This is a genomic window from Hankyongella ginsenosidimutans, from assembly GCF_005144965.1.
In the GTDB taxonomy this organism is placed as follows: domain Bacteria; phylum Pseudomonadota; class Alphaproteobacteria; order Sphingomonadales; family Sphingomonadaceae; genus Hankyongella; species Hankyongella ginsenosidimutans.
Window position 1 is genome coordinate 1,375,527 of sequence record NZ_CP039704.1, and the last position, 10,822, is coordinate 1,386,348.

9 protein-coding genes and 2 pseudogenes are annotated in these 10,822 nt (G+C 65.5%); 5 read left to right on the top strand and 6 right to left on the bottom strand.

Annotated features, from left to right (window positions below; all coding sequences use genetic code 11):
• The first annotated feature begins 21 nt into the window (after positions 1-21).
• From E6W36_RS08050 to E6W36_RS08065, 4 genes and pseudogenes are all read left to right on the top strand, one after another.
• Entirely contained in the window at positions 22-345 is a 324-nt protein-coding gene (locus E6W36_RS08050) for a hypothetical protein (RefSeq protein ID WP_222874302.1), read from the top strand.
• Between the two features lie 18 nt (positions 346-363).
• A pseudogene (locus tag E6W36_RS08055) lies at positions 364-653 on the top strand (hypothetical protein).
• A gap of 37 nt (positions 654-690) precedes the next feature.
• A complete protein-coding gene (locus tag E6W36_RS08060) occupies positions 691-918 on the top strand; it encodes a hypothetical protein (RefSeq protein WP_222874303.1) in 228 nt (75 codons plus the stop codon).
• Between the two features lie 10 nt (positions 919-928).
• Positions 929-1,180, top strand: coding sequence for a hypothetical protein (locus E6W36_RS08065; RefSeq protein WP_222874304.1), 252 nt, complete (start codon positions 929-931; stop codon positions 1,178-1,180).
• Between the two features lie 26 nt (positions 1,181-1,206).
• On the opposite strand, the gene E6W36_RS08070 is transcribed toward E6W36_RS08065, so the two are convergent.
• Positions 1,207-2,115: a tyrosine recombinase XerC gene (locus E6W36_RS08070; RefSeq protein ID WP_222874305.1), complete on the bottom strand. Its 909-nt coding sequence runs from the start codon at positions 2,113-2,115 to the stop codon at positions 1,207-1,209.
• Positions 2,112-2,678 (bottom strand): DUF484 family protein, encoded by a 567-nt coding sequence (locus E6W36_RS08075; RefSeq protein WP_222874306.1) that lies wholly within the window; start codon positions 2,676-2,678, stop codon positions 2,112-2,114. The genes E6W36_RS08070 and E6W36_RS08075 overlap by 4 nt, the downstream gene beginning before the upstream one ends.
• A 152-nt stretch (positions 2,679-2,830) precedes the next feature.
• Here E6W36_RS08075 and E6W36_RS08080 point away from each other — a divergent pair, with 152 nt between their 5' ends.
• Positions 2,831-3,907: an aromatic ring-hydroxylating oxygenase subunit alpha gene (locus tag E6W36_RS08080; RefSeq protein WP_222874307.1), complete on the top strand. Its 1,077-nt coding sequence runs from the start codon at positions 2,831-2,833 to the stop codon at positions 3,905-3,907.
• Positions 3,908-4,015: 108 nt separating this feature from the next.
• Here the strand turns inward: E6W36_RS08080 and fsa are convergent, their stop codons facing one another.
• From fsa to E6W36_RS23240, 4 genes and pseudogenes are all read right to left on the bottom strand, one after another.
• Complete coding sequence (fsa, locus tag E6W36_RS08085; protein WP_222874308.1) at positions 4,016-4,669, bottom strand: fructose-6-phosphate aldolase; 654 nt, start codon at positions 4,667-4,669, stop codon at positions 4,016-4,018.
• A 537-nt stretch (positions 4,670-5,206) separates the two neighbouring features.
• Positions 5,207-5,452 carry an HP1242/YdcH family protein gene (locus tag E6W36_RS08090; protein WP_222874309.1) on the bottom strand — a complete coding sequence of 82 codons (246 nt, stop codon included), beginning with the start codon at positions 5,450-5,452 and terminating at the stop codon, positions 5,207-5,209.
• A 151-nt stretch (positions 5,453-5,603) separates the two neighbouring features.
• Positions 5,604-9,762 (bottom strand): annotated as a pseudogene (rpoC, locus tag E6W36_RS08095) (DNA-directed RNA polymerase subunit beta').
• 93 nt (positions 9,763-9,855) lie between these two features.
• On the bottom strand, positions 9,856-10,749 hold the full coding sequence (locus E6W36_RS23240) for a DNA-directed RNA polymerase subunit beta (protein ID WP_425459721.1): 894 nt from the start codon (positions 10,747-10,749) through the stop codon (positions 9,856-9,858).
• Positions 10,750-10,822: the final 73 nt, after the last annotated feature.

Here is a 10,822-nt window from a genome sequence, read left to right on the forward strand (position 1 = left end):
GGCGTACAGAGGGAAAGAACAATGCTAATCGGACCAATTCAAGGCGGCGACCTGATGGGCATGGTCATCATGCTGGCGATGTTCGGCACGATCGGCTGGGTCTGGGTCAACAAGATCCGCGTCAAGCACGGCTACCAACTGACCGACCTCTGGGGCCGGCCGATCGAGAAGGCCTCTTCCGCCAGCGCGGAGACGGTCAAGCAGCTCGAGCTGCAGGTCGCGGTCCAGGGCGAGCGCCTGCAGACGCTGGAACAGCGCACCCGGGTACTGGAGCGCATCGTTACCGACCGCGGCCAGACCGTCGCCGACGAGATCGACCGCCTGCGCGACAGCCGCGCCAACTGAACGCAGAGGGACAGGCACATGGACTTTCACGGACCGGGATTTGTGCTCAGCATCATCGGCATGAGCATGGCGGGCTGGGTCATCACCAGCTGGATCAGGGCCAGGCACGGCTACCCGCTCGAGAACGAATGGGGCGGCTGCGTCGACAAGGCGCGGACGCCCGGCGCACCATCGAACTGCTGACGGCCGAGAACGAGAAACTGCACGGCAAGGTCGCGCGCCTTGAAGAGCGGATCGCCGTGCTCGAGCGGATCGCCACCGACCAGCCGAGCCGGCTGGCGGCCGAAATCGAGAAATTGAGGAACTGAGCCGCCGCAAACACGGCACGCAATCGGGAGACACACGATGAGCGTATTTGAAATGGTGGTGGCGATTGTCGGCATCGTCATGGTCAGCAGGGTGCTGCGGGCCCGCTACTGCCACCGCACCGCCACCGATACCATGATGACGCGGGAGGACGCCGCGGCCCTGATCGGCCAGGTCCAGCGCCTGAACGAGCGGGTCGCGACCCTTGAACGCCTAGCGACCGATCCGGCCAAGCGCATCGCCGCCGAAATCGACGCTTTACGCTGAGGAGGACATCATGCCGATCCTGCCCCTCAATCTCGCCGTCGCCTGGGGCCTGTTCAGCCTGGCCGGCCTCGCGATGCTCTCCGGCGTCTGGATGTGGACCTTCCGCACCTGGCTGCTGCATCGCAACCCGGGCGGTGCCCAGCCAGAGAAGCCGGCGACGGCCGACGGCATGCCCTATGCCGGCATGCGCATCGATCTCGCCGATCTGCGCGAGCGCATTCGCCGGCTGGAAGCCATCGCCGCCGGCATCGACATGGCCTGACCACCCTGGCGCAACAAGCAATCGCGCTACCCTTCGCCGCGCGGGTGCGCGTGGCGATACACATCGAGCAGCCATGCAGCGTCAACCCCGGTATAGGCCTGGGTGGTCGACAGGCTGGCGTGGCCGAGCAACTCCTGGATCGCCCGCAGGTCCGCGCCGCGCGCCAGCAGGTGGGTCGCAAAGCTGTGGCGAAGCGCATGCGGGGTTGCACTCTCCGGCAATCCAAGCTGTCGGCGCGCCCGCGCCATCGCGCGCTGCACCACTGCCGGCTGCAAGGGGCCACCACGCGCGCCAACAAACAGCGGTCCCTCGACCAGCGGATAGGGGCACAGCGCGACATAGTCCGCGACCGCCTGTGCCACCACAGGCAGCACCGGCGCGACTCGCTGCTTGCGGCCCTTGCCCACAACAGTAATCGTTTGTCCCAACGGGTGGACCTGCGCGCCCAGCCCCAGCGCCTCGCCGATACGCAGGCCACAGCCATACAGCAGCAATAGCAGCGCAGTGTCGCGCGATGCGATCCAGGTTTCCTGCGCCTGCTCGCCGGTAACCTCAGCCAGCGCGCGCGCCTCTCCCGGCGCGACCGGGCGCGGCAGCCGTTTGGGCGTTTTCGGCGGGCGTAGCGCGAACACCGCCGGCGCGACCAGCCCCTGCGTCTGCTTCAGCCAGCGGTGAAAGCCGCGCAGCGCGGCGACATCGAGCGCGAGGGTCTGCGCCTGCAGGCCCTCCGACCGGCGGGCGGCAAGCCAGGCACGCAGTTCGGCGGGCGTGACGGCCACCAGCGCCGCCAGAGTCTGCGGGCCGGCGCGGTGCCGGCTGAGAAACGCAAGGTAGCGCCGCACCGCCCGGCCGTAGATGTCGACGGTGCGCAGCGACGCACGGCGCACGCCCGCCAGATCGGCGAGCCAGGCCTGCGCCGCATCGTCCGGACTCACGCGCTGAGGAACCGGGTGAGCAGGCGGCTGGCGACGCCACCGAGGAACAGCAGCAGTTCCGAGCCGCCGACGCCGTCGAAATTGTGCGGATGCCTGGACCCCAGCGCCAGCAGGCCTTCCGGCAGCGGCGCACCAAGCGAGAGGCGCACCAGCGCTTCCGAACGGATCAGCGGCGCGGCCGGGCCGAAGATCGCCGAGCCCGCATCCGCCGAGCGCAGCGCCACCAGTTCGCTACCCGGGAACCAGTCCGCGACCTGCGCGGGATCGACAAGCTGCAGGCCGGTCGCGCCCAGGCGCAGGCCCTGCTGCGCGCCGACCAGCGCCAGGCCGATCGCATCCAGCCCCAGGATGTCCACCCAGTCCTGCGTGATGACATGCGCCAGGTGCTCGAAACCCTCCGCCTCCAGCGCCGAGAGCACGGCGGCATGAATCTGCGCTGCAGCCCCTGCGTGCCCGCGCGCATAGGCCAGCAGCGCCTCGTTCTGCTCGCCCAGCCTCGCGACCGCCGTGCGCAGCCGCCCAATCGCCTCGGTCTGAAAATCGATGACCTTGTTGTCGCTCATGGCGCAAGCTTAACCGAGGTGCAGGCGCGGCGGAAGCGCTGCCAGCCTCCATCCGTCCCGCGTGCCCGGTTTTTCGCTTGGGCATGGCCGCGGAGTATTGCAGGCTCTGCGGCGCAACATCGCACAAAAACATACGCGACTGCAGGGGACACATGCTGACGTTGGAGATCGAGCAAGCGAGCACCACAGCGCCGGTACAGCGCGACATCCGCCGCACCGGGCTGCACCCGGACTACTGGTATCCGGTCGCGCGTTCCCGCGAGGTGGCGTGCGGCAAAGCCCACGCGGCACGCTTTGCCGGCGCGGAGATCGTGCTGGTGCGCCCGGAACAGGGGCCGGTGTTCGCGCTCGAGGATCGCTGCGCCCACCGTCAGGTGCCGCTGTCGCGCGGGGTCGTCGACGGCGAGCGGATCAAGTGCGGCTATCACTGCTGGACGTTCGACCGCACCGGCGCGTGCGTCGGCGTGCCCTATTACAAGAAGGGCATGGAGCGGCCGCGCGGCGTGCGACCCTATCCCGCCCGCGAGGCGCACGGTTTCATCTGGGTGTTCCCCGGCGATCCGGCGCTTGCCGAGGCGGCACCGTTTCCGCAACTCTCCAGTTGCAGCGACCCAGCCTACAAGACGCGCTTCCTCGACCGGGAGATCGGCTGCCACTACAGTTTCATGCATGAGAACCTGATGGACATGAACCATCAGTTCCTGCACCGGCGGCTGATGGGCGGCATCAAGACCATCTGCCTTGACGCCCGTTCAGGCCCTGGCTGGGCCGAGGTCGATTACACCTTCGGGCGCGACAGCGGCAAACAGCCGCTGGGTGAGGCGCTGATCATCGGCCGGCACGGGGTCAAGTCCGCCGACCAGGTCAAGGACTTCATGACTATCCGCACCGAGTATCCCTATCAATCGCTGAAGTTCTACACCGATGGCGGCAGCGTGCCCGCGCTCGACCTCTGGAACTGCTACATCCCGCTGGATGCCGAACAGCGCCGCAACCGCACGTTCGGCCTGCTCAGCGTGCGCCGGCCGCCGATCCCGTTCCTGCTCGATGCCTTCTGGCCGGTGATCGTCTGGTTCACCAACGCCATCTTCACCGAGGATCGCTGGATCGTCGAACTGGAGCAGGCGGCGTTCGACCGGCAAGGGGCGGACGCCAACCTGGAAATCTTCCCGGCGATCCGCAACCTGCGCCGTGTGCTCATTGAGGAAGGCGTGGCGCTACCCGCCTGAGCGATTTCCAATCAAATGGACACATTTGAAGATTAAGAAATCGCGTCAAAACAAAGAGCTTGAGCGGTGATCTGATTTTATCAGATCGAAAACCGCTCCAAGGCTGCGTCAGCCGATCGACTGCCCGGTCTTGGCCCAGTCGGCCAGGAACTGCTCGATGCCGCGGTCGGTCAGCGGGTGGTTGAACAGCTTCTTGATGATGTCCGGCGGGCAGGTGACGACGTCCGCGCCGATCTTGGCCGACTGCAGCACGTGCACCGGGTGGCGTACGCTGGCGACCAGGATTTCGGTGTCAAAATCGTAGTTGTCGTAGATGGTGCGGATGTCCTCGATCAGGTCCATGCCGTCCCACGACACGTCGTCGTGGCGGCCGACGAACGGCGAGATGAAGGCCGCACCCGCCTTGGCGGCCAGCAGCGCCTGGGTCGCGGTGAAGCACAGCGTAACGTTCACCATAACGCCGCGGCTGGAGAGCACCTTGCAGGTCTTCAGGCCGTCGACGGTCAACGGCACCTTGATGGTGACGTTCTTCGCGATGGGGATCAGTTGCTCGGCTTCCTTGAGCATGGTCTCATGGTCGAGTGCCACGACCTCGGCCGACACCGGGCCGGGCACGAGCGCGCAGATCTCGGCGATCACGTCCGTGAACTTGCGGCCGGATTTCAGGATCAGCGACGGATTGGTGGTCACCCCGTCAAGCAGGCCGGTGGCGGCCAAGTCCTGGATGGCGGCAATATCAGCGGTGTCGACGAAGAATTTCATGGGTGCGGCTCATGTCTGAATGAGGGAATGGCCGCTGTCTATCCGCTTGCCGCCGCCAAGTCGAGACTCGGCGGCGCGGCGAGACGGGTCAAACGGCCCTAGCAGGCTGCTGAAAAGTGGTTTCTCGGACTCCAACCCTATGGCCGTCACCCCGGCGAAGGCCGGGGTCCATGGCTAACGCCTTGTATTCGTTGTGTATATATGCTCACATGGATTCCGGCCTTCGCCGGAATGACGAAGCGGAGCTGTATCTCCGCGACTTTTCAACAGCCTGCTAGAGCTTGATGACTTTACATTGATCCATCCGTCATCGCGAGGAGCCGCAGGCGACGCGGCGATCCATGGAAATACTGGTGTTCCTGGATTGCTTCGGCAGCTTTGCCGCCTCGCAATGACGATTCCAGCAAATGTCATCACGCTGTAGACCATGATCGTTTCAGGTTGAATCGATCTGAAACGTGAATCATGGTCCAATTTATTGAAAAGAGCCTGATTCACGCCATCGGTTGAAGCAAGCATGTTTTCTGCCTCAACCGATCAGGCTCTGGTCGCCTCGACCAGGGTGGCGATGGCGTCGAGAACGCTCAGGCGCTCTTTCTTCAAAGCCTCCAGCCGATCATCGGACGCCGGCTCAAGGCCCGCCTCGATCTGATGGATATCCTTTTCCAGGGCGTGGTGCTGCTCGGCGAGCGCGCGAAAATGCGCATTGCCGATCTTCAGCAGATGCAGGGTCGCCGCGTCGTCCGGGAACAGGCTGTGCAGGTCGTGGCCGGTTTCGCTCATAGGGTCCTCCTTGTGTGGCCCCTTTCTAGCGGCCTGCCGCGCCCACTCACTTGCGCTGGATCAAACGGCGCGGCACCCGACACGTGACTGGAGCCCAAAAGCGCCGCCGGGGTGAGCCGGCGGCGCTTTGTAGTGATGCAGGATGCAGGCGTTACGCCGCGCTGTCCTCCGGCACCGGGAGCGCCGGCGCCTTGGCGGCCTGGGTCGCGCGCAGTGCCGCGTCGCGGCTGTTGGCGGTGACGCGCAGGCGGTTCATGGCGGCGCCGGTTCCGGCCGGGATCAAGCGGCCGACGATCACGTTCTCCTTGAGGCCGGTCAGGCGGTCTTCCTTGCCCTGGACGGACGCTTCGGTCAGCACGCGGGTCGTCTCCTGGAACGAGGCGGCCGAGATGAACGAGCGGGTCTGCAGCGACGCCTTGGTGATGCCAAGCAGGATCGGCCGGCCCTCGGCCGGTTCGCCGCCTTCGGCAAGCGCCTTGGCGTTGATCTCCTCCAGGCTCTCGCGGTCGATCTCCTCGCCGACGAGCAGGGTCGTGTCGCCGGACTTGGCGATCTCGATCTTCTGCAGCATCTGCCGGACGATCACCTCGATGTGCTTGTCGTTGATCTTCACGCCCTGCAGGCGGTAAACCTCCTGGATTTCGTTGACGAGGTAGGCCGCCAGCGCCTCGACGCCCAGCACGTTGAGGATATCGTGCGGGTCCGGGTTGCCGTCGATCAGATAGTCGCCGCGCTGTACGAAGTCGCCTTCCTGCACCGCGATGTGCTTGCCCTTCGGCACCAGATATTCGACCGGATCCGAGCCGTCGTCCGGGCGGATGAGCACGCGGCGCTTGGCCTTGTAGTCCTTGCCGAACTCGACCCGGCCGGTGAGCTGGGCGATCACCGCGTGGTCCTTGGGCTTGCGCGCCTCGAACAGCTCGGCGACGCGCGGCAGACCGCCGGTGATGTCGCGGGTCTTGGCGGCTTCGCGCGGAATACGGGCGATCACGTCGCCGGCTTCCACGCGGTCGCCGTCATTGACCGAGAGAATGGCGTCGACCGCCAGGAAGTAACGCGCCGCTTCCGCCGCGCCGCCGCCCTGCTCGAGCAGCGTGATGCGCGGCCGCAGATCCGCCGACTTCGACACAGTACGCCAGTCGACCACCACCTTCTGGGTGATGCCGGTCGCTTCGTCCGTGCTCTCGGCGAGGCTGACGCCCTCGATCAGGTCCTGGAACTTCACCACGCCGGACTTTTCCGTGATGACCGGCAGGGTGTAGGGTCCCATTCGGCGAGCTTGTCGCCCTTCTTCACCGGGTCGCCGGCCTTGAACAGGATGCGCGCGCCATAGGGCACGCGGTGCACCGCGCGGTCGCGCCCGTCGGCATCCACCAGCGCCAGTTCCAGCTGGCGCGACATGGCGACCAGACGGCCGCGGCTGTCCTCCACCACCTGGGCGTTGCGCAGCTCGATCCGTGCATCGACCGAGGCTTCGATCGACGACTGTTCCGAGACCTGCGCCGCGCCACCGATGTGGAACGTCCGCATGGTGAGCTGGGTACCCGGCTCGCCGATCGACTGGGCGGCGATGACGCCGACCGCTTCACCGATGTTGACCGGGGTGCCGCGCGCAAGGTCGCGCCCGTAGCACTTGGCGCAGACGCCGATGCGGGTTTCGCAGGTCAGTGCCGAGCGGATCTTCACCTGCTGCACGCCAGCCTTGCCGACGGCGGTGACTTCCGCCTCAGTCATCAGCATGCCGGCCGGCACGATGGTCTCGCCGGTTTTCGGGTCGAGGATGTCGAGCGCTGCCGTGCGGCCGAGGATGCGCTCCTCGAGCGAGACGATCACCTGGCCGCCTTCGATCATGGCGCGCATGTCGAGGCCGTTCTCGGTGCCGCAATCGTCCTCGATCACCACGCAGTCCTGGCTGACGTCGACCAGACGGCGGGTCAGGTACCCGGAGTTCGCGGTCTTGAGCGCGGTGTCGGCTAGACCCTTGCGGGCACCGTGGGTCGAGTTGAAGTACTCGAGCACGGTCAGGCCTTCCTTGAAGTTCGAGATGATCGGCGTTTCGATGATCTCGCCCGACGGCTTGGCCATCAGGCCGCGCATGCCGGCGAGCTGCTTCATCTGCGCCTGGCTGCCGCGCGCGCCGGAGTGCGCCATCATGTAGATGGAGTTGATCTGCGCCTCGCGGCCCTTCTCGTCGACCGGAGTCGAGGAGATGCGCTTCATCATGGCTTCCGCCACGCGGTCGCCGCACTGCGCCCAGGCGTCGACCACCTTGTTGTACTTCTCGCCCTGGGTGATGAGGCCGTCCTGATACTGCTGCTCATAGTCCTTGACGAGCTGGCGGGTGCCCTCGACCAGGGTTTCCTTCTCCGGCGGGATCACCATGTCGTCCTTGCCGAACGAGATGCCGGCCATGCAGGCGTGGCGGAAGCCCAACCCCATGACGGCGTCGGCGAACAGCACCGTGTCCTTCTGGCCGCAGTGGCGGTAGACGGTGTCGATGACGTCGCCGATGTCCTTCTTGGTCAGCAGGCGGTTGACCGTCTCGAACGGCACCTTGGACGACTTCGGCAGGCACTCGGCCACCAGCATGCGGCCCGGCGTGGTCTCGACACGCTTGAGGTAGCGGCTGCCGTCCACGGCCGTCTGCTCGACGCGGGTGACGATCTTGGTGTGCAGCGTGATCGCCTTGGCGGCCAGCGCCTGGTGCAGTTCCGCCATCGACGACACGACCGTGCCTTCGCCCGGCTCGCCCTTGCGCTCCATGGTCAGGTAGTAAATGCCGAGCACGATATCCTGGCTCGGGACGATGATCGGCTTGCCGTTGGCGGGCGAGAGGATGTTGTTGGTCGACATCATCAGCACGCGCGCTTCCAGCTGCGCCTCCAGCGACAGCGGCACGTGGACGGCCATCTGGTCACCGTCGAAGTCGGCGTTGAACGCGGAGCAGACCAGCGGGTGGAGCTGGATCGCCTTGCCCTCGATCAGCACCGGCTCGAACGCCTGGATGCCCAGGCGGTGCAGGGTCGGCGCGCGGTTCAGCAGCACGGGGTGCTCGCGGATCACCTCGTCGAGGATGTCCCAGACCTCCTTGCGCTCCTTTTCCACCCACTTCTTCGCCTGCTTCAGGGTCATGGACAGACCCTTGGCGTCGAGGCGCGAATAGATGAACGGCTTGAACAGCTCGAGCGCCATCTTCTTCGGCAGACCGCACTGGTGCAGCTTCAGCTCCGGCCCGGTCACGATCACCGAGCGGCCGGAATAGTCGACGCGCTTGCCGAGCAGGTTCTGGCGGAACCGGCCCTGCTTGCCCTTCAGCATGTCGGACAAAGACTTCAACGGCCTTTTGTTGGCGCCGGTGATGGTGCGGCCGCGGCGGCCGTTATCGAACAGCGCATCGACCGCTTCCTGCAGCATGCGCTTTCGTTGCGCACGATGATGTCCGGCGCGCGCAGTTCGATCAGGCGCTTCAGACGGTTGTTGCGGTTGATGACCCGGCGGTACAGGTCGTTGAGATCGGAGGTCGCGAAGCGGCCGCCGTCCAGCGGCACCAGCGGACGCAGATCCGGCGGAATGACCGGCACGACGGTCAGGATCATCCACTCCGGACGGTTGCCGGAGTTGAGGAAGCTCTCGACCACGCTGAGGCGCTTGATGATCTTCTTCGGCTTCAGTTCCGACTTGGTCTCGCGCAGTTCCTTGAGCAGGTCCTCGCGCTCGGCGGCAAGGTCAAGACCGGACAGCAGGTCGCGGATCGCCTCCGCGCCGATGCCGACGGTGAAGGCGTCCTCGCCATATTCTTCCTGCGCGGAATAGACCTGCTCTTCGGTCAGCAGGTCGAACTTCTTCAGCGGCGTCAGGCCCGGCTCGATGACGACGTAATTCTCGAAGTACAGGATGCGCTCGAGGTTCTTCAGCTGCATGTCGAGCAGCAGGCCGATGCGGCTCGGCAGCGACTTCAGGAACCAGATGTGCGCGACCGGTGCTGCCAGATCGATGTGGCCCATGCGCTCGCGGCGCACTTTGGACACCGTGACTTCAACGCCGCACTTTTCGCAGACGATGCCCTTGTACTTCATGCGCTTGTACTTGCCGCACAGGCACTCGTAGTCCTTGATCGGACCGAAGATGCGCGCGCAGAACAGCCCGTCGCGCTCCGGCTTGAAGGTCCGGTAGTTGATGGTCTCAGGCTTCTTGATCTCGCCGAACGACCAGGACTTGATGCGCTCCGGCGAGGCGATCGAAATCTTGATCTTGTCGAACGTCTCCGGCTTGGCGGCCGGATTGAAGAAATTCATCAGTTCCTGGTTCATCGCGTATCCTTGCTGCTGCAACAGCGCATTGCGTACCGTTCAAAACGCCCTTGCGGCATGCGGTGACGGACCAGCCGCCACCGCGATAACCCGTTACTCCGCCGCGTCCGCGGCCAGCTCGACGTTGAGGCCGAGCGAGCGCATTTCCTTCACCAGCACGTTGAACGACTCTGGAATGCCGGCCTCGAAGGTATCGTCGCCCTTGACGATCGCTTCATAGACCTTGGTCCGGCCGTTCACGTCGTCCGACTTGACGGTCAGCATCTCCTGCAGGGTGTAGGCGGCGCCATAGGCCTGAAGCGCCCACACTTCCATTTCCCCGAAGCGCTGGCCGCCGAACTGCGCCTTGCCGCCCAGCGGCTGCTGGGTGACCAGACTGTACGGGCCGATCGAGCGCGCGTGGATCTTGTCGTCGACCAGGTGGTGCAGCTTGAGCATGTAGATGTAGCCGACCGTCACCCGGCGATCGAAGCGCTCGCCGGTCCGGCCGTCGTACAGGTCGACCTGGCCGGAGGCATCGAGGCCCGCCAGCGTCAGCATGCCCGCCACATCCGGCTCGCGCGCACCGTCGAACACCGGGGTCGCGATCGGCACGCCCGAGGTCAGGTTGCCCGCCATCTCGACCATCTGGTCGTCGCTCAGCGCCTCGATTTCCGCGACGTGCTGACGGCCGTAGACCAGCTTCAGCCGCTCGCGCAGGTCGGAAGCCGAAATCTTGCCGGCCTGGATCTGCTCGAGCATCTGGCGAATCTGCACGCCGAGGCCGCGCGCGGCCCAGCCGAGGTGCGTCTCGAAAATCTGCCCGACGTTCATGCGGCTCGGCACCCCGAGCGGGTTGAGCACGATGTCGACCGGCGTGCCATCCTCAAGGAACGGCATGTCTTCCTGCGGCAGGATGCGGCTGATAACCCCTTTGTTGCCGTGGCGGCCGGCCATCTTGTCGCCCGGTTGCAGCTTGCGCTTCACCGCGACGAACACCTTGACCATTTTCAGCACGCCCGGCGGCAGTTCGTCGCCGCGTTGCAGCTTCTCGACCTTTTCCTCGAAGCGCTTCTCCAGC